19 protein-coding genes are annotated in these 19,271 nt (G+C 60.0%); 18 read left to right on the forward strand and 1 reads right to left on the reverse strand.

Features of this window, described 5'->3' with window-relative positions; all coding sequences use genetic code 11:
- The first annotated feature begins 8 nt into the window (after nt 1-8).
- From MTP41_RS14475 to MTP41_RS14540, 14 genes are all read left to right on the forward strand, one after another.
- Nucleotides 9-1,412 carry an oxaloacetate decarboxylase subunit alpha gene (locus tag MTP41_RS14475; RefSeq protein ID WP_005940236.1) on the forward strand — a complete coding sequence of 468 codons (1,404 nt, stop codon included), beginning with the start codon at nt 9-11 and terminating at the stop codon, nt 1,410-1,412.
- A gap of 185 nt (nt 1,413-1,597) precedes the next feature.
- Nucleotides 1,598-1,939, forward strand: coding sequence for a transposase family protein (locus tag MTP41_RS14480; protein WP_118528073.1), 342 nt, complete (start codon nt 1,598-1,600; stop codon nt 1,937-1,939).
- Between the two features lie 231 nt (nt 1,940-2,170).
- Complete coding sequence (locus MTP41_RS14485; protein WP_097774851.1) at nt 2,171-3,049, forward strand: YicC/YloC family endoribonuclease; 879 nt, start codon at nt 2,171-2,173, stop codon at nt 3,047-3,049.
- Between the two features lie 22 nt (nt 3,050-3,071).
- Entirely contained in the window at nt 3,072-3,353 is a 282-nt protein-coding gene (locus MTP41_RS14490; RefSeq protein WP_005940246.1) for a DUF370 domain-containing protein, read from the forward strand.
- On the forward strand, nt 3,340-3,912 hold the full coding sequence (gmk, locus tag MTP41_RS14495) for a guanylate kinase (RefSeq protein WP_005940248.1): 573 nt from the start codon (nt 3,340-3,342) through the stop codon (nt 3,910-3,912). Before MTP41_RS14490 ends, gmk begins: the two co-directional genes overlap by 14 nt.
- Before the next feature lie 21 nt (nt 3,913-3,933).
- A complete protein-coding gene (priA, locus tag MTP41_RS14500) occupies nt 3,934-6,192 on the forward strand; it encodes a replication restart helicase PriA (RefSeq protein ID WP_249235803.1) in 2,259 nt (752 codons plus the stop codon).
- 16 nt (nt 6,193-6,208) lie between these two features.
- Nucleotides 6,209-6,745 (forward strand): peptide deformylase, encoded by a 537-nt coding sequence (def, locus tag MTP41_RS14505; protein WP_097777944.1) that lies wholly within the window; start codon nt 6,209-6,211, stop codon nt 6,743-6,745.
- A complete protein-coding gene (gene fmt, locus MTP41_RS14510; protein WP_249235804.1) occupies nt 6,745-7,665 on the forward strand; it encodes a methionyl-tRNA formyltransferase in 921 nt (306 codons plus the stop codon). The genes def and fmt overlap by 1 nt, the downstream gene beginning before the upstream one ends.
- Entirely contained in the window at nt 7,665-8,999 is a 1,335-nt protein-coding gene (gene rsmB, locus MTP41_RS14515) for a 16S rRNA (cytosine(967)-C(5))-methyltransferase RsmB (protein ID WP_249235805.1), read from the forward strand. The genes fmt and rsmB overlap by 1 nt, the downstream gene beginning before the upstream one ends.
- A 39-nt stretch (nt 9,000-9,038) precedes the next feature.
- On the forward strand, nt 9,039-10,079 hold the full coding sequence (rlmN, locus tag MTP41_RS14520) for a 23S rRNA (adenine(2503)-C(2))-methyltransferase RlmN (protein WP_005940261.1): 1,041 nt from the start codon (nt 9,039-9,041) through the stop codon (nt 10,077-10,079).
- Between the two features lie 19 nt (nt 10,080-10,098).
- Nucleotides 10,099-10,839, forward strand: a complete 741-nt coding sequence (locus MTP41_RS14525) for a Stp1/IreP family PP2C-type Ser/Thr phosphatase (RefSeq protein ID WP_120079537.1) — start codon at nt 10,099-10,101, stop codon at nt 10,837-10,839.
- The gene (gene pknB, locus MTP41_RS14530; RefSeq protein ID WP_249235806.1) at nt 10,839-12,737 is read left to right on the forward strand and encodes a Stk1 family PASTA domain-containing Ser/Thr kinase; all 1,899 of its coding nucleotides are present in this window, start codon (nt 10,839-10,841) and stop codon (nt 12,735-12,737) included. Before MTP41_RS14525 ends, pknB begins: the two co-directional genes overlap by 1 nt.
- A gap of 11 nt (nt 12,738-12,748) precedes the next feature.
- Complete coding sequence (gene rsgA, locus MTP41_RS14535) at nt 12,749-13,627, forward strand: ribosome small subunit-dependent GTPase A (protein ID WP_249235807.1); 879 nt, start codon at nt 12,749-12,751, stop codon at nt 13,625-13,627.
- An 18-nt stretch (nt 13,628-13,645) separates the two neighbouring features.
- The gene (locus MTP41_RS14540) at nt 13,646-14,281 is read left to right on the forward strand and encodes a thiamine diphosphokinase (RefSeq protein ID WP_044953453.1); all 636 of its coding nucleotides are present in this window, start codon (nt 13,646-13,648) and stop codon (nt 14,279-14,281) included.
- Between the two features lie 209 nt (nt 14,282-14,490).
- Here MTP41_RS14540 and MTP41_RS14545 read toward each other — a convergent pair whose 3' ends face one another.
- Nucleotides 14,491-15,612: a cysteine desulfurase family protein gene (locus tag MTP41_RS14545; RefSeq protein ID WP_249235808.1), complete on the reverse strand. Its 1,122-nt coding sequence runs from the start codon at nt 15,610-15,612 to the stop codon at nt 14,491-14,493.
- A gap of 394 nt (nt 15,613-16,006) precedes the next feature.
- Here MTP41_RS14545 and MTP41_RS14550 point away from each other — a divergent pair, with 394 nt between their 5' ends.
- From MTP41_RS14550 to MTP41_RS14560, 4 genes are all read left to right on the forward strand, one after another.
- Nucleotides 16,007-17,368, forward strand: coding sequence for a uracil-xanthine permease family protein (locus MTP41_RS14550; RefSeq protein WP_005940287.1), 1,362 nt, complete (start codon nt 16,007-16,009; stop codon nt 17,366-17,368).
- Between the two features lie 287 nt (nt 17,369-17,655).
- A complete protein-coding gene (locus MTP41_RS14555; RefSeq protein ID WP_005926148.1) occupies nt 17,656-18,207 on the forward strand; it encodes an NADH peroxidase in 552 nt (183 codons plus the stop codon).
- A 164-nt stretch (nt 18,208-18,371) separates the two neighbouring features.
- Complete coding sequence (locus MTP41_RS15670; protein ID WP_330220992.1) at nt 18,372-18,518, forward strand: heparan-alpha-glucosaminide N-acetyltransferase domain-containing protein; 147 nt, start codon at nt 18,372-18,374, stop codon at nt 18,516-18,518.
- 45 nt (nt 18,519-18,563) lie between these two features.
- Nucleotides 18,564-19,142, forward strand: coding sequence for a heparan-alpha-glucosaminide N-acetyltransferase domain-containing protein (locus tag MTP41_RS14560; RefSeq protein WP_330220993.1), 579 nt, complete (start codon nt 18,564-18,566; stop codon nt 19,140-19,142).
- Nucleotides 19,143-19,271: the final 129 nt, after the last annotated feature.

Raw genomic sequence — 19,271 nt, forward strand, 5'->3', positions numbered from 1 at the left:
TGACAATCATGGCCAAAAAGCCGATCAAGGTTACTGAGGTCGTCCTGCGCGATGCCCACCAGTCTCTGCTGGCCACCCGCATGACCATGGATGAGATGCGTCCCATCCTGCCGGAAATGGATAAGATCAACTACTTCTCCGTGGAGTGCTGGGGCGGCGCTACGTTCGACAGCTGCATCCGCTTTCTGGACGAAGACCCGTGGGAGCGCCTGCGCATCCTGCGCAAGGAGCTGCCCCACCAGAAGCTGCAGATGCTGTTCCGCGGCCAGAACATGCTGGGCTACCGCCCCTACGCAGACGATGCCGTTGAGTACTTTGTGCAGAAGTCTGTTGCAAACGGCATCGACGTGATCCGTATTTTCGATGCACTGAACGATCCGCGCAACCTGCAGACCGCCATCAAGGCAGCCAACAAGGAAGGCGCTCATGTGCAGGGCTGCATCAGCTACACCCTCAGCCCCGTGCACAACAACGAGTACTTTGCAGCCTACGCTAAGACCCTGGAGGAGATGGGCGCAAACTCCATCTGCATCAAGGATATGGCCGGTCTGCTGACCCCCTATACCTGCTACGATCTGGTGAAGAAGCTGAAGGAGACCGTCAGCATCCCTGTTGACATCCACAGCCACTACACCGCAGGTCTGGCTTCCATGTCCATCCTGAAGGGCATCGAGGCAGGTGCCGACATCATCGATACCGCCATGAGCCCCCTGAGCCTGGGCACCAGCCACATGCCCACCGAGAGTCTGGTCGCTGCCCTGCAGGGCACCGATTACGACACCGGTCTGGATCTGAAGCAGCTGAACGTTGTGCGCGCATACTTTGCAAAGCTGCGCGAGAAGTACATTGCCAACGGCCAGATCAGCCCGAAGAGCCTGGGCGTGGATGCAAACACCCTGCTGTATCAGGTGCCGGGCGGCATGTTCTCCAACATGCTCAAACAGCTGAAGGATGCCGGCAAGGAAGATAAGCTGGACGAAGTGCTGGCAGAGATCCCCCGCGTCCGCGAGGATGCAGGCTATCCGCCGCTGGTCACCCCCACCAGCCAGATCGTTGGTACACAGGCTGTGTTCAACGTGATCCTGGGTGAGCGCTACAAGATGGTCACCAAGGAGTTCAAGGGTCTGGTCCACGGTGATTACGGCAAGACTCCCGCTCCCATCAAGCCCGAGTTCACCAAGAAGATCCTGGGCGACGAGCAGCCCATTACCTGCCGCTTTGCTGATACTCTGGCTCCTGAGATGGACAAGCTGAAGGCAGAAGCTGCCAAGTGGGCAACGCAGGAAGAGGATGTGCTGACCTACGCAATGTTCCCGCAGGTGGCACCCAAGTTCTTTGAAAAGCGCAATGCCAAGAAGCAGGGCGTGGACGGCGACCATGTGGACTACACCAATCAGTCTCATCCCGTCTGATCTTTCATAACGGATCCAGGAGCTTCCCGCTTTTGCGGCGGGAGGCTCCTTTTTGTGTTTTGCACCGGATCTGGCCCCAAAAATGGGCGGCGGCTCATTGACATGAAAATCCATCCATTTTATAATGAATCAAAATGGATGCAGCCGACACCCGGGCATCCCCGGAAAAAGAAGAGGTGATCTGCATGAGAAGCATCACGGTACAGCGCCTTGCGGAATTTACAGAGCAAGATTATGAATTTACCTTCGGCATCACTCGGAAGGAATTTGCCCAGATGCTGGAAGCACTGAATGCGGCTTATTGCAAGGAACACCGGCGCAGGCCGCATTTTACCAAGATCACAATGCAGGATAAGCTGGTGCTGACTTTGCTCTACCGCCGCGAGTACCGCAGCATGGAGAACATTGCGGCAGAATACGGTGTCTCCCGCGATACCATTGCGGACAATATCCACTGGGTGGAGCGCGCACTACTGAACGCAAATCTGCTGCAGAACAGCGTGACCTGCGTATATAAAACCAACTGAAACAGGCTCTGATACAGGATCGGAAGATTTTGTATCAGAGCTTTTTTGCTTTGCACCGTGTATTGCGGCCGGTTTTGGCGGCGGCACGCAACAGTGCACCTTGAATTTTGGGCCGAAGAATAGTAAAATGGAACTATATGTATCGTAACATGGGTTTGTGTACCCAAAGGCGGATACGTATACCGAAACTTGTAAGCTGAAACACTGAAAATGTAAGAACAGGAGAGCGTTATGATCTTAAGCATGACCGGCTTTGGCCGGGGGACTGCTGTGCGCAATGGCCGTGAGATCACGGTGGAGCTGCGCAGCGTGAATTCCCGCTACTTTGAGTATTCTTCGCGCATCCCGCGCACCTGCAGTTATCTGGACAGCCGCCTGAAAAAGCAGCTCAACGAGCGCATTTCCCGCGGCAAGGTGGAGCTGAGCATGACTGTGCAGAATGTGGACGCTGCCGATACGGTGGTGGCCGTCAACATGGAGCTGGCACGCAGCTACCAGCAGGCCATGCGGGATATTTCGGAACAGCTGGGTGTCAAGAACGATATCTCTGCGGGCGTGCTGACCCGCTTCCCGGATGTGCTCACCACCCGCCACGCGGATGTGGACGAGGAACAGCTGTGGGAAGATGTTTCTGCCGTTACCGCACAGGCGCTGGACCGCTTTGTGGAGATGCGCGCCGCCGAGGGTGCCAAGATGAAGGCAGATGTGGAAAACCGCCTGAACTTCCTCGAGGAGTGCGTGGGCAGGGTGGAGACTTTGAGTGCAGGCCGCGTGGAAGCCTACACCAACCGCCTGTATGAGAAGCTCAAGGTCATTCTGGAGGACCGCGATATCGACGATGCCCGCGTGCTGACTGAGGCCGCTATTTTTGGTGATAAGACCGCTGTGGATGAAGAAACGGTGCGCCTGCGCAGCCACATTGCGCAGTACCGCGATATCCTCAAGCTGGACGAGCCGGTGGGCCGCAAGTTGGACTTTTTGACGCAGGAGCTGAACCGCGAGACCAATACCATCGGCTCCAAGTGTCAGGATCTGGATATCACCCGCATCGTGGTGGATATGAAGGCGGAGATCGAAAAGATCCGCGAACAGATCCAGAATCTGGAGTGATACAGAGAATTCGGAGGGGTTTATGAAGCTCATCAACATCGGGTTTGGCAATATGGTCAGTGCAGGCCGTGTGGTGGCAGTGGTCAGCCCGGATTCCGCCCCGGTCAAGCGCCTTGTAAAGGAAGCACGGGAGCGCGGAATGCTGATCGATGCATCCTATGGCCGCAGTACCCGTGCAGTGCTTATCATGGACTCCGATCACGTGGTGCTCTCGGCGCTTCAGCCGGAAACGGTGGCCAACCGTGCGGCAGGGCAGGAGGGCAAAACACCAGCAGAGGAGGAACAGACCCATGGCGAACGATAAATATTTGTTTGTGGTCTCCGGCGCGGCCGGTACCGGCAAGGACAGCGTGGTGAAGGCACTGCGCGAAGCACACCCGGAGATCGAAAAGACTGTTTCCGCCACTACCCGCGCACCGCGTCCCGGTGAGCAGGAGGGCGTGGACTATTATTACCGCACCCGGGAGCAGTTCCAGCAGCTGATCGAGAACGATCAGGTAGTGGAGCACAACTTCTACAATGGCAACTACTACGGTACCCTGCGCGAGGAAGTGGACAAGCGCCTTGCAGCCCGGAAGGTGGTCGTTCTGGTCATCGATGTGCACGGCGCAGCGAACATCCGCCGCATGTTCCCGGGCGCGACCACCGTGTTCCTGCTGCCGCCGTCGGTGGAGGAGCTGGAGCGCCGTCTGCGCGGCCGCGGCACCGAGACCGAGGACAGCATTCAGGAACGTCTTGCCACCGCCCGGCAGGAGCTGGCCCAGCAGGATAAATTCACCCTGAAGCTGGTCAACGACCAGGTCGATACCTGCGCCGATGCACTGTATCAGGCCATCTGCCAGCGCATTGGTGCCGCAGAATAACATTTTGAAGGAGCTGGACGAATGCTCAAAACGGTAGGCGTTGCCGTCAGCAATGCGACCTTCCACTTTGATAAGCTTTATACCTATGCCGTCATGCCGGATCAGCAGAATGCGGTAAAACTTGGCAGCATGGTGCTGGTGCCCTTTGGCCGCGGCAGCCGCGCCCGCATGGGCGTGGTGCTGGCCTGCGATGCCGAACCGGAAAGTGCAAAGCTGAAATATCTTTTCGACGTGGCCCCGGCATCCGCCTGCCTGACCCCGGAACTGCTGCGGCTGGTGCACTTTTTGAAGGAGCGCACCTTCTGCACCTATTATGAAGCGGTCAAGGCGGTCATTCCCTATGGTGCACAGTACAAGCCTGCCGTGGCGGCGGACGGTGTAACGCCGGTGCTGCAAAAGCAGCTCACCCGCCACACCGAGAACTCCTACCGCCTTGTGGGCGGGCTGCCGCCAAAGCCGAAGCCGACGGCCAAGCAATTGGCGGCAGTGGCGCTGCTGGGCGGCGGGCCGCGCACCCTGAACGAGCTGGAAGACAAGGGCATCAGCCGTGCCGTGCTGGATAACCTGTGCACCAAAGGCGTGCTGGAATGCAGCAAGGTGAATAAATCCATCGACCTGTATTCGTCCATTCCGCTGAAAAACGAGCCGATCACCCTCACGCAGGAGCAGCAGGCGGCTTACGATGCTCTGCTGCCAAAGCTGGAAGACGATGCACCCCACTCGGCGCTGCTCTACGGCGTGACCGGCAGCGGCAAAACGCTGGTGTTTTTAAAGCTCATTGCCCGCTGTCTGGAGCAGGGCAGGCGTGCGCTGGTGATGGTGCCGGAGATCAGCCTGACCCCGCAGATGATCCTGCGGCTCAAGAGTCAGTTTGGCCGCCGGGTGGCGGTGCAGCACTCTGCCCTCAACCACACCGAACGCCTTTTGCAGTGGCAGATGATCCAGGACGGCGGCGCAGACATCGTGGTGGGCACCCGCAGTGCCATCTTTTCGCCGCTGGAAAACATCGGGCTCATCATCATCGATGAGGAGCAGGAGCACACCTACCGCTCGGAATCCGCGCCCCGCTATTCTGCCCACGAGGTGGCCCGGCAGCGCGCGGCGGAAAACGGTGCATTGCTGCTGCTGGCAAGCGCCACCCCCAGCACCGAGAGCTTTTACGCGGCCCAGCATGGCCGCACCCAGCTGGTGCGGCTGACCCAGCGCTACGGCGGCAACCCGCTGCCCACGGTGCAGATCGTGGATATGCGCGCAGAGCTGGCGGCAGGCAACCCGCGGGAGATCAGTCTTGCGCTGGAGGATGCCATCCGCCGCAATCTGGATGCAGGCAAGCAGACCATTTTGCTGCTGAACCGCCGGGGCTACCAGACCATGGCCCAGTGCGAGGACTGCCGCGAGGTGCTCAAGTGCACAAAGTGCAGCGTGCCGATGGTGTACCACAAAGCGGCGCACAAGGTATTGTGCCACTACTGCGGCAGCCAGATGGAACCGCCCACTGTGTGCCCCGCCTGCGGCGGCAAGCTGCAGTACCGGGGCTTCGGCACCCAGAAAGCCGAGGAAGAGCTGGCAAAGCTGTTCCCGGATGCGCGGGTGCTGCGCATGGATCAGGATTCCACTGCCGCAAAGGATGCCCACGAAAAGCTGCTGGCAAGGTTTGCGAACCACGAATATGACATCATGGTGGGCACCCAGATGGTGGCCAAGGGACTGGATTTTGAGGATGTGACCCTTGTGGGCGTGCTGGGCATCGACTCGCTGCTGTTTGCGCAGGGCTTCCGCGCGTATGAGAACGTGTTCAGCCTCATCACGCAGGTGGTGGGCCGCAGCGGACGGGCCAGAGACCCGGGCTTTGCCATCATCCAGACCACCGACCCCGATAACCCGGTGCTGAACCTTGCCGCCGCGCAGGACTACGATGCCTTTTTTGAGCAGGAGATCGCCTACCGCAAGCTGGGCCTGTACCCGCCCTTCTGCGGGCTGTGCGTCATTGGCTTTGCAGGCGCAAAGGAGATCGAGGTGGCACGGGCGGCGGCGCGCTTTGCGGCCCTGCTGGGCCAGCAGGCGGCAAAACAGCCGGACCTGCCGCTGCGGGTGCTTGGCCCCACGCCCGGCAGCATTGAAAAGATCAACGACACCTACCGCTACAAACTTACCATCAAGTGCCGCAACGACCGCCGCTTCCGCGACCTCGTGCGCAGCACACTGGAAAGATACGAACAGGAAAAACTTCCGTCCAAGGCCACCGTTGCGGTGGACCTGCACTCGGACGGTGACATCTGATTTGGAGGTACCATAAATGGCTATCCGTAACATTGTAAAAGAGGGCGACCCCATCCTGAACAAGGTCTGCCGCCCCGTCACCACCTTTGATGACCGTCTGGCTACCCTGCTGGACGACATGCACGAGACCATGATCGCCGCCGACGGCGTGGGTCTGGCCGGCCCGCAGGTGGGCATGCTGCGCCGTCTGTTCGTGGTGTGGGACACCACCGACGCGCCCGAGGAGATCCCCGAAGATTACGAATATAAGTTCATCGACTTCGTCAACCCGGAGATCCTGGCCGTATCCGAGGAAGAGGAGACCGCCTACGAGGGCTGTCTGTCCTTCCCGGGCCACAACGGCGCTGTGACCCGCCCCGCCGCGGTCAAGGTGCGCGCACAGGACCGCCACGGTGAGTGGTTCGAGCTGGAAGCTGAGGATCTGCTGGGCCGCTGCATCCAGCACGAGAACGACCATCTGGACGGCATTACCATCATGCAGTCCAGCGAGTATTTCTATGAGGATACCGAAGAGGGCAAAAAAGCTGCCCGCGAAGCGAAAGGAAACAAGTAATGCGCATTTTGTTCATGGGCACGCCGGATATTGCCGCAGAGTGCCTCAAAGCACTGTATGCCGCCGGGCATGACATCTGCGCGGTGTACACCCGGCGGGACAAGCCGGTTGGCCGCAAGCAGGTGCTTACCGCACCCCCGGTCAAGGAAGTGGCCCTTGCCCACGGCACGCCGGTGTTCCAGCCCCGCACCCTGCGGGACGGCAGCGAGGACGAGAACATCCGCGCACTGGCCCCGGAACTGATCGTGGTGGTGGCTTACGGCTGCATCCTGCCGAAGTCTGTGCTGGAAGCGCCGAAGTACGGCTGCATCAACCTGCATGTCTCCCTGCTGCCCAAGTACCGCGGCAGCGCCCCGGTGCAGTGGGCCGTGCTGAACGGCGATGCCGAGACCGGCGTTTCCATCATGCAGATGGACGAGGGCCTTGACACCGGCGATGTGCTCTGCTGCGAGAAGATCGCCATTGACCCGGAGGAGACCAGCGGCCAGCTGTTTGACCGCGTGACTGCCGTAGGTGCACGGGTACTGTGCGAGGTGGTGCCCGCCATCGCCGCCGGAACGCTGAAACCCCAGCCGCAGGATCATGAGAACGCCTGCCTTGCACCTATGCTGAACAAGGAGATGGCAGAGTTCCGCCTGACCGAATCGGCTGCCCACATCCACAACTGGGTGCGCGGCATGAACCCGTGGCCCAGTGCATGGTTCGTCACCTCCGGCGGCAAAAAGCTCAAGGTGATGGAGTGCCGTGCCGTGGAAGCTCACGGCGAAGCGCCCGGCACCGTGCTGGCCACAAAGCCGCTCACGGTGGCTTGCGGTGAGGGGGCCGTCCAGCTGCTGAATGTGGTGCCGGAAGGCAAAAAGCCCATGGACGGCACCGCCTTTGCGGCCGGACAGCGCCTGAAAACGGGGGATATCCTCTGATGGCGGCGAATCCCCGCGCGGCGGCAGTGGCGGCGCTGGTGCGGCAGGAGCAGGATGGTTTTTCCAACCTTGTTCTGGATGCCGAACTCAAGCGCCAGCAGCTGGAAGGCCGCGATAAAGCTTTTGCCAGCGCCATCTTTTACACGGTGCTGGAACACCGGGGCACGCTGGACTACATCCTGTGCCAGTTCCTGCCCAAGGGCCTTGCCAAGCTGGATGCGCCGGTGCGCGAAATATTGCGTGCGGCGCTGGCGCAGGCCCGCTATATGCAGGTGCCGGTGTCCGCTGCGGTGAACGAAGCCGTCAAGCTGACCCGTGCCTTCAAAAAATCCAGCGCATCCGGTCTGGTCAACGCCGTGCTGCGCAAGGCGTGCAGCTACGACCTGAGCACCGCAAGCTTCAAAAACGAAGTGGAGCGGCTCATGGTGCTTGGCTCTGCCGGGCAGGATGTGGCGGAATTTCTGCACAAAAACTACCCGGACGAGGCACTGGATATCCTTACCTACAAGGCCGACGGCGGCATGACCAGCCTGCGGGCGAACCCGCTGAAAGGCAGTGCCGATGAGCTTTGTGCAAAGCTGCTGGCTTCCGGCGCAAAGGAAGCAAAGCGGGGCATTGTGCCCGGCAGTGTGCTGGCCCGCTTCGAGGGCAGCCCGGCGGAAAATGAGCTGTTCCGGCAGGGGTACTTCCATGTGGAAGGGCAGGCCAGCCAGCTGGCGGCGCTCTGCGTGGACGCACAGCCCGGAGAAACAGTCATCGACCTGTGCGCTGCGCCCGGCGGCAAGACCATCCTGCTGGCCGAGCAGATGCACAGCACCGGCAGGCTTTACAGCTGCGATGCCGCCGAGAACCGCGTGGGCCTGATCCGCACGGCAGTGCAGCGCATGGGCCTGACCAATGTGGAAGCCCTGTGCAACGATGCCACAAAGGTGAACCCGGCCCTGCCGCAGGCCGACCGCATTTTAGCGGATGTGCCCTGCAGCGGCCTTGGCATTCTGGCAAAAAAGCCGGATCTGCGCTACAAAAAGCTGGAACCGGCCCGCGAAGCTGAATTATTGGCCACGCAGTCGGCCATCCTCGATACGGCGGCACAGCTGCTGAAAGCGGGCGGCAGGCTGGTGTACTCCACCTGCACCATCGACCCGGCAGAAAACCAGCGGCAGATCGCGGCATTTCTGGCCCGCCACCCGGAGTTTACGGTGGTGGAGCCTGCCGCAGCGCTGCCCGCCGGGATGGCGGCAGGGGAACACGGCGCGCTTTCGGTGCCCACCCGCACCGGCATGGACGGCTTTTTCCTGTGCGCCATGCAGAAAAACGGGGAAAAGCTGCAATGAAACGGGCGGCTTGTTCGTAAAAAACAATAGGAGAACACAATGGAACAAAAACGCTGTATCTCTTCCTTTACGCTGGCAGAGCTGACCGCTGAACTGAAAGCGATGGGTCAGCCGGGCTTCCGGGCAAAGCAGATCTTCCACTGGGTGCATCAGAAGCTGGTCACCGAGTTTTCTGCCATGACCGACCAGCCCAAGACCCTGCTGGCAAAGCTGGAAGAAAGCTTCTACATTGCCGCGCCCAAGATCGAGCGCAGGCAGGAAGCAAAGGACGGCACGGTAAAATATCTGCTGCGCATGGCGGACGGCAACTGCATCGAGACTGTCGTGATGCGCTACCACTACGGCAACACGGTGTGTGTGTCCACGCAGGTGGGCTGCCGCATGGGCTGCCGCTTCTGTGCGTCCACCCAGGCGGGCCGCGTGCGCGATCTGGAAGCAGGCGAGATCTGCTCTGAGATCTACACCGCCCAGAAGGATATCGGGGAGCGCATTTCCCACATCGTGCTCATGGGCATTGGCGAACCGCTGGATAACTTTGACGAAGTGATGAAGTTTCTGGAGAACATCACCTCGCCCGAGGGCGTGAACATCGGGATGCGCAACATCAGCCTTTCTACCTGCGGTCTGGTGCCCAAAATCGACCAGCTGGCCGAGAAAAAGCTGCAGCTGACCCTCTCGGTGTCGCTGCACGCACCCAACAATGAAATTCGCAGCGGCATGATGCCGGTGAACGATGCCTATCCTGTGGAAGTGCTGATGCAGGCCGTGCGCCGCTATCAGGATACCACCGGCCGCCGCGTGAGCTTTGAATATTCCATGGTGCGCGGTGTCAATGATTCCGATGCCTGCGCCAGACAGCTGGCAAACCTGATCCGGGGCATGGGTGCCCATGTGAACCTGATCCCCATCAACCCGGTGGACGGCAGCCCGTACTCGGCCACCGATGCAGCCAACGTGCACCGCTTCCAGCAGAAGCTGGAGAGCCTTGGCGTGAACGCTACGGTGCGCCGCCGCCTTGGCAGCGAGATCAGCGCCGCATGCGGCCAGCTGCGCCGTGACGAAATGAACGGGAAAGCGTAAATATTAAAGGGAGAAGCCTATGAAACTTGCAGGAAAAACGGATGTCGGCAGGGTCCGGCAGGATAATCAGGACGATTATCGCGCAGGAGAACTGCCCGGCGATGCCGCATGGCTGCTGGTATGCGACGGCATGGGCGGTGCACGCGGCGGCAGGGAAGCCAGCCAGAGCGCGTGCGATGTGATCGAGCGCTGCTTTCAGGAGCAGTATGCTTCCAAGTGCCTGCCCGGCGAAGAGGAGACCTTTTTGAAAAAGAGCCTGCTCAGCGCCAACCGCTTTGTGTTCCAGAAGGCCCTGCGTGAGGAATCGCTGGCGGGCATGGGCACCACGGCTGTGTGCGCACTGGTGCGCGGCGGCAAGGTGTTCCTGTGTCATGCAGGCGACTCGCGGGCGTACCTGTACCGGGACGGCAGGCTTGCCCAGCTCACCCACGACCATTCCTATGTGCAGGAGCTGGTGGACTGCGGCACCATTACCGTGGAGGAAGCCGAGCACCACCCTCAGAAGAACATCATCACCAAGGCGCTGGGCGTGGACTACCGGCTGGACTCGGAGTTCACCACCGCACCGCTGCAGAAAGGGGATATCCTGCTGCTGTGCTCGGACGGCCTGACCAATGCCGTGCCCAGAGAACAGCTGGAACAGCTGCTGCGCACCGGCAGGTTCTACGACCTGCCGGACCTTCTGATCCGCACGGCCAACGAGAACGGCGGCCCGGATAACATCACCGCGCTGCTGCTGTGTGTGGAGGAGGTGCGCTGATGGACAACCTGATCGGCAAAAAGCTGGACGGCCTGTATGAGGTGCGGGAGCTGATCGGTTCCGGCGGCATGGCAAACGTCTACAAGGCGGTCATGCTGGGGCACAACGGCCCGGTGCCTGCCGGTACCGTGGTGGCGGTAAAGGTGCTGCGGCAGGAGTATATGCACGACCCGGACCTTGTGCGCCGCTTTAAAAATGAATCCAAGGCCATCTCGCTGCTGAACCACCCCAACATCGTAAAAGTGTACGATGTATCGGTGAATGATGATCTGCAGTATATCGTGATGGAATATGTGGACGGCATGACATTGCGCGAGTACCTTAACCAGCGCGGCGGCAGGCTGACCAACCGGGAGACCGTGCACTTCATCTCCCAGATCTTAAAGGCGCTGGAACATGCCCACGCCAACGGTGTGGTGCACCGGGACATCAAGCCCCAGAACATCATGCTTTTGGACAACGGCCAGCTGCGCATGATGGATTTTGGCATTGCGCGCATCTCCCGTGCCGAGAACCAGCTGCTGAGCGGCAAGGCCATGGGCAGCGTGCACTATATCAGCCCGGAGCAGGCCAAGGGCGATGAGACCGACTGCACCAGCGATATCTACTCGGTGGGCGTGATGATGTACGAGATGCTCAGCGGTCATCTGCCCTTTGATGCAGACGACATGGTGGAAGTTGCCATCAAGCAGATCTCCGATCAGCCGAAGTCTTTGCACGAGATCGCACCGGAGGTGCCGAATGCACTGGTGGAGATCACCGAAAAGGCCATGGCAAAGCTGCCGCAGAACCGCTACGCATCCGCCCGCGAAATGCTGGATGCGCTGGACACCTACGTGCACAACCCCTCCGTGATGTTCGAGTACAAGTATATTACAGAAGATGCTCCCGAAAAGGTGGTGAAACGTACCATGAACCAGAACCGTGCAAACCGTCAGGCCGAAAAGCCTGCGCCCCGCGGCAAAAAGGCCGCACCGCGCAAGAAAAAGCGCACCATCTTCCTGCCGGCACTGTTCGGCGTTACCATTGCATTTGCACTGGCGTGCCTTGCGCTGTGCTGGATGATCCTGAACGATTCCTCCAACCTGATGAACAACAAGGCCGATATCACGCTGGGCGATTATATCGGTATGACGCAGGACGAGGCTGCTGCCACCGAGCAGGTGGTCTCCGGCCAGATCAGCGTTACCTGGGAGCAGGAGTACAACAGTAACTATGCGGCGGGCTATATCTATAAGCAGTCGCCGGTGTCCGGCCGCACGGTGCGCGAGGGCCAGAATGTGACCCTGACTGTGAGCCTTGGCACCCAGTACGTTACCGTGCCGGACCTGACCAACTATGTGCAGGCCGATGCAGAGCAGCAGCTCAAGGAGCTGGGTGTCTCGGTGCTGGTAACGCAGGCTGTGGATACCTCTGTGGCATCCGGCGCGGTGATCCGCACCGACCCGGCGGCGGGCAGTCAGGTGGCTGCAGGCAGCACTGTGGTGATGTATATCAGCCGCCCGCAGGTGGCAACCACCACCAAGGTGCCCTCGCTGACCGGCATGAGCACCGCTGATGCCCGCACCCTGCTGGTGCAGAACCATCTGGGCCTTGGCAGCCAGACCGAGCAGTACAGCGACCAGCCGGTGGGCACTGTCATCAGTCAGAACCCGGCGGCAGGCTCTACCACAAAGCTGAACGGCCGCGTGAACATTGTGGTAAGCGCAGGGCCGGAGCCTGCACCGGAACCGGAAGCACCCAGCGACAGCACCACCGGCGGCGACTGGTGGAGCGGCCTGTTTGGCAGCAGCTCCTCTTCTTCCAGCACCGAGACTGGCACCGAACAGGGCACAGCGGGCAGCGGCGAGCCTTCGCAGAAACCGCTGACCGACTGGTGGTCCTCGCTGCTGAGCTGACGGAGGCGTGCATGAAGGGATATATCACAAAGGGCATCGGCGGCTTTTACTATGTAAAAACGCCGGAGGGCATTGTGGAGTGCAAGCCCCGCGGCATTTTCCGCAAACAGAAGATCACGCCGGTGGCGGGCGATGAGGTGACGCTGGAGACCGAGAACGGTGCAGCCGTCATTGCCGAGATCGCACCGCGCAAAAATGTGTTCGTGCGGCCTCCGGTGGCAAATCTGGATGTGCTGTTCCTTGTGGCCAGCACCACCCAGCCCACGCCCAGCACGCTGGTGCTGGATAAGCTTGCCGCCATTGCGGTGGACAAGGGCGTGCAGCCGGTGATCGTGTGCACCAAGGGCGACTTGGCCGAGGCGGAATTCCTGCGTAAGGCCTACGAAAAATCGACCCTGCCGTTCATCCGCATCGATTACAAGACCGGCGGCGGGCTGGACGAGGTGAAGCAGTGGATCAGCGGCAGGCTGTGTGCGTTCTGCGGCAACTCCGGCGTGGGAAAATCCACCCTTTTGAACCATCTGCTGCCGGAAGCAGAGCGCGAGACCAGTGCCATCAGCCAGAAGCTGGGCCGTGGCCGCCACACCACCCGTGAGGTGACGATCTTTGAAGCCTTTGGCGGGCGCATTGCGGATACGCCGGGCTTTGCCAGTCTGGAAGCGAACCGCGCCGGGTTCATCCCCAAGGAAAATCTGGAGCATGCGTTCCCGGAGTTCGGGCCTTATCTGGGCCAGTGCCAGTTCACCGGCTGCTCCCACCGCAGCGAAAAAGGCTGTGCCGTGCGCGCCGCACTGGCCGAGGGCAGGCTCTCCCAGACCCGGTACGACAGCTACTGCGCCATGTACGAGGAAGTCAAGGACGTGAAGGATTGGCAGCGCCCGAAAGTATAAAGGATAAGGAAGAGATTCATGTCACGCTGTGTGATCATTTCGGCCTGCCCGGTTTCTCCGGAGCTGGCAGAGGCCCTGCGGCCGGACGACTTTATCATTGCCTGTGATGCAGGCTACCGCAACTGCGCACCTCTGGGGCGTAGACCCAACATCATCGTGGGTGACTTTGACACCGCCCCCTGCCCGGAACAGCAGGACGACGATATCATCGTCCTGCCCCATGTGAAGGACGATACCGACACCGAGTATGCCGCAAAGCTGGTCTCGGAAAAGGGCTTTGACGAGGTGCTGCTGCTGGGCGGCCTTGGCGGCAGACGGGTGGAGCACACCCTTGCAAACCTGTGCACCGGCCTTGGGCTGGAACAGCGCGGTGTGCGCACCACCCTGCTGGATGAGCGCAGCCGCATCACCTACGTGATGCCCGGCGAGACCCGCCGCTACCCGAAGGAGAAGTACTTCTTCTTCTCGGCCTTCCCGATGGAGGGCAGGGCGCAGGGCGTGTGCGAGCGCGGCTCCTACTATGAACTGACCGATGCGGAGCTGACCGCCAGCTACCCGCTGGGCGTCAGCAACGAGTACGCTGCCGGGTCGGACTGCATCACCATCTCCACCCGCAGCGGTGCGCTGGTGGTGGTGGAGACCATCGCAGACTGAGCGCTGCTGCCCTTGCCGGAACGTTCCGGCCCCTGCCTGCATAGGATGGGCCAGAAAACGGAAAGGCGGGGAGCATATGCAGGTAGTTGTGATCCGAAGCCCCAAGGCGCTGCGCGGCATTCTGCGCAGACTGTTCGGCATTCAAAAACAGTAAAAAAGATCCCCTCGCTGCTGGTCGGCGGGGGGATCTTGCTTCATAATACTCCTTTTTATTGCGTCAGGGCGTTGTAACAGGCATCGAACGCCTGCATAAAATCAGTGATCTCCTGTTCCGTGGTCAGGTGGCTCAGGCTGATGCGCCACGAGGACAGCGCGTTGCGCCGGTCATGGCTCACGGCAAACACGGCGCGGGAGGGCAGGCCGTCCGAAGAGCAGGCCGATTTGACCGAGACGCATACGCCCCTGGCATCCAGCTCCCGCTGGAACACGGTGCCCTTCACGTTCTGTACGCTCAGGTTTAAAATCTGCGGCACGGCGGTGTCCGGGCTGTTGATGCGCACCTTGGGGTATTGGGCAAGCCCGGTGCGCAGGCGGGCGTTCAGGGCGCGGATGTGCTCCACCCGGGCGGGCAGCTCGGTGACGGCCTTTTCCAGTGCCAGCGCCAGCGAACAGGCCAGCGCCACGGTGGGGGTGCCGCTGCGGTAGAGGGTGGTGCTCTCGCCGCCATGGATGAGCGGCTCCAGCGCAAGGCCGCGCCGCTTGACCAGCACACCGATGCCGTTCAGCCCGTAGAATTTGTGGGCGGTCAGGCTCATGGTGTCGATGCCCGCAAAGCTGACCGGCAGCTTGCCCACGGCCTGTGTGGCATCCACATGGAAGTGGCAGTGGGGGCAGGCCTTCAACATTTCCGCGATCTCGGCCACCGGCTGCACCACGCCCAGCTCACTGTCCACGGCAGTGACGGCCACCAGAATGGTGTCCGGGCGCAGCAGTTCTTTCAGGTGGGCAAGGTCCACCGTGCCGTCCTGCCGGATGTCCACAAGGTCGATCTCGTATCCCTGCTCCTGCAGGGCGGTCAGGCTGCCGCTCACCGAGGAGTGCTCCAGCGGGGTGGAAATGATGTGTCTGCCATGGTGGCGCTCCAGCCGGGCGATGCTCTTGATGGCAAAGTTGTTGGCCTCGCTGGCACCGGATGTATAGATGATCTCGGCGGGCTGCACATTCAGACTGCGGGCAATGCTCCGGGTGGCGGCATCGATGGCGGCTTTTGCGGCAGTGCCTGCTGCATGGCGGGAGTTGGCATTGCCCGGGCAATTGCGATCCACCTCGCAAAAGCGCTGTAAAACCGCTTCGTCTACCGGGGTATTGGCGGAATAATCCAGATAGATCATAAACTCTCCTGATAATTCTCTTATAATACAGATTACAATGGTAGGTTATATTATAGTGCGCTTTGGGCCGGATTGCAAGAGAAGCGGCGCAAACTTCCGGGCTGGAAATACAGGAGAATTAAGCAAAATAGTTGCACGGCGGCAAAAAGTCTGCTATAATCTCTTGAAGGACTGCCCGCTGCGGCCTTTTGCGGGGCTTTTGGCGGCGGTTTGGAAAGAGCCTGAATGAAAGGGGGAGCGCACCATGCTGCACAAGAATCATCGACTGCGCTGTATTGCACTTCTCATTTCCGGGCGGGATCATTGTTCCCAAATTTCAGGGGCATTGCCGTTTTGCTGACGGCGGTGCCTCTTTTTTTGGGGCTGCGAGTTCTGTAGGAGGCAGAAAAACTTCATGAGCGAAAAGATCGATTACTCCAAAGGCATTTACGACGCGCGCCAGCTGGGCGCAGGCCGCATGTTCATTCTGGGCGTGCAGCACATGTTTGCCATGTTCGGCGCAACGGTGCTGGTGCCGCTGCTCACCGGCCTGAGCGTTTCCACCACCCTGCTGTGCGCAGGTCTGGGCACCCTGCTGTTCCACCTCATTACCAAAAAGAAGGTGCCTGCATTCCTCGGCTCCTCCTTTGCGTATCTGGGCGGCTTCTCCATCGTGGCCCCCATGCTGGCAGATGCAGACGGCAACCTGACCGTGGCCAATACCAAGATGCTGCCCTACGCCTGTGCAGCCGTCGCATTTTCCGGTCTGGTGTATCTGGTGGCCAGCCTGCTGATCTCCACCTTTGGCATCCGCCGCATCATGCGGTTCTTCCCGCCGGTGGTTACTGGCCCCATTATCATTTCTATCGGCCTGATCCTGGCCCCCTCTGCTATCAAAAACTGCCAGTCCAACTGGATCCTGGCCTTTGTGGCACTGGGTGTCGTGATCGTGTGCAACATCTGGGGCAAGGGCATGGTCAAGATCCTGCCCATCCTCATCGGTGTGCTGGTGTCCTACGCAGTGGCACTGGTGACCGGTGCAGTGGACTTCCAGCGCATTTCTGAGGCTGCATGGGTGGGCATCCCTCTGCACAAGGAGGCCATGGGCCTGTTTGCCATCGACGGCAGCCCTGAGTTCATCAGCGCACTGTTCACCATCATCCCCATTGCACTGGCAACCATGATGGAGCATGTGGGCGATATCGCCGCCATCAGCGCAACCGTGGGCCACAACTATATCAACGACCCCGGCCTGAACCGCACCCTGCTGGGCGACGGCCTTGCAACCACCATGGCCGGCCTGCTGGGCGGCCCGGCCAATACCACCTACGGCGAGAACACCGGCGTGCTGGCTCTGAGCAAGATCTACGATCCGCTGGTCATCCGCATTGCTGCCGTGCTGGCCATCATCCTGAGCTTCAGCCCCAAGTTTGAGGCTGTCATCAACACTATCCCCACCGGCATCATCGGCGGCATCAGCTTTGTGCTGTATGGCATGATCTCCGCCATCGGTGTGCGCAACGTGGTGGAGAACCGCGTGGACTTTACCAACAGCCGCAACCTGATCGTGGCTGCTGTCATTCTGGTGTGCGCACTGGGCTTCAACTCTGTGGGCGGTGTCAGCTTTGCCGTTGCAGGTGTCACCATCAACCTGTCCGGTCTGGCTGTGGCCGCGATCGCAGGCATCCTGCTGAACGCTATCCTGCCCGGCAACGACTACGAGTTTGATGCTGCCGACGGCTCCGAAGCCGCTACCAGCAGCAACCTGCAGGTCTGATCTCCCATAGAAGAAGGAAGAACAAGGCAGAAGCCGTCCTGTGTGTGCAGGGCGGCTTTGCTGTTTTTAAGGTGCACAGGGCAAAGCACACAGTTTTTGAGGATGGTTTTTAGTGACCCTGCCGGAATTTATCTGTAAGACAAAATAAATAGGAATTATTCTTAAAATTATCCTTGACTAACTAGGAACTATTCGCTATAATAGAGCCATGACAAGGGCCGGTGAGTACCAACACCGCCCAGCCTGTTTTCTAACTGATATAAAAAGAATGATGGAGGTCTATTCTTATGAAGAAGTACGTTTGCACCGTTTGTGGTTATATTGCTGAAGGCGAGATCCCGGCACAGTGCCCCGTCTGCAAGGCTCCTGCTTCCGCTTTTGTGGAGAAGACCGGCAACACCTACGTCACCGAGCATGTTGTGGGCATCGGCAAGGCCGAGGGCGTGCCGCAGGAGATCGTGGATGGCCTGCGCGCAAACTTTGAGGGTGAGTGCAGCGAGGTCGGCATGTATCTGGCAATGGCTCGTGTGGCTGAGCGCGAGGGCTACCCCGAGATCGCTGAGGCTTACAAGCGTTATGCCTACGAGGAAGCAGACCACGCATCCCGCTTTGCAGAGCTGCTGGGCGAAGTTGTCACCGACAGCACCAAGAAGAACCTGATGATGCGTGCCGAGGCCGAGTGCGGCGCATGTGCAGGCAAGATGGATCTGGCCAAGAAGGCAAAGGCCCTGAATCTGGATGCCATCCACGACACCGTTCACGAGATGGCAAAGGACGAGGCCCGTCACGGCCGCGGCTTTGAGGGCCTGCTGAAGCGCTACTTCAACACCGAAGTCTGATAAGGTTTCCCCGGTTATCCATTCTGACCGCTGCATGGCTTTGCCGCTGTGCAGCGGTTTTTTGCTGCCTTCAACCCCCTGAGATGTCTGGTTGACAGGTGCCGCAGTGCGGTTTATAATTTGTCATATCGTATTGCGAAACACAGCAAAGGGGAATATGGATAATGGAAAACGAACGACGAGTGCAGCAAAAGGCCCCGGCGAGCCGCTACGCCCTGCTGGACGAGCTGCGCGGGCTGGATCTGGTCAGCATGATGCTGTACCATGCCTGCTGGGACATGATGTTCCTGTTCGGCATCTGGATGGACTAGTATATCGGCTGGCCGGGGCGGCTGTGGCAGCAGAGCATCTGCTGGGTGTTCATCCTGCTGTCCGGCTTCTGCGTGCCGCTGGGACACCGCACCCTGAAGCGCGGCGCACAGGTGTTTGCTGCCGGGGCACTGGTCACGGTGGTGACGCTGGTCTTCATGCCGGAGGACCGGGTGGTGTTCGGTGTGCTGACCTTTCTGGGCAGCGCCATGCTGCTCACCGGTGTGCTGGAACCGCTGCTGAAAAAGATCCCGCCCGCCGCAGGGCTGGCGGTTTCGGCGGTGCTGTTTGCACTGACTTATCATCTGGACGAGCGTTGGCTCGGCTTCGGCGGGCTGCGCCTTGCGTTGCCGGATGCATGGTACGCGAATTACTTTACAGCGTTTTTCGGCTTTCTGCCCTTCGATTTTTATTCCACCGATTATTTTGCCCTGCTGCCGTGGCTGTTTTTGTTCTGGGCAGGGTACTTCCTGCATTTCTGCATGGGGCGGCAGCGCATGGAGCCCTTGCGCCGCTCGGTCTGCCCGGCGCTGGGCTGGATGGGCCGCCACTCGCTTTTGCTGTATCTGCTGCACCAGCCGGTGATCTACGGCGTGCTTTCAGCCGCGGCAGTTCTTTTTGCATAAAAGGCTTGACACAGCCGGGAAGCTGTGGTATTCTATCGGTGGTTAGAAGATACTAACCAAATGAGGATGCGTCTGCGTGGTTGGACGCATTTTCACGGAACATAAAGTTAGATACATCTAACTAATATT

This window comes from Faecalibacterium sp. I4-3-84 (assembly GCF_023347255.1).
GTDB classification, from domain to species: domain Bacteria; phylum Bacillota; class Clostridia; order Oscillospirales; family Ruminococcaceae; genus Faecalibacterium; species Faecalibacterium taiwanense.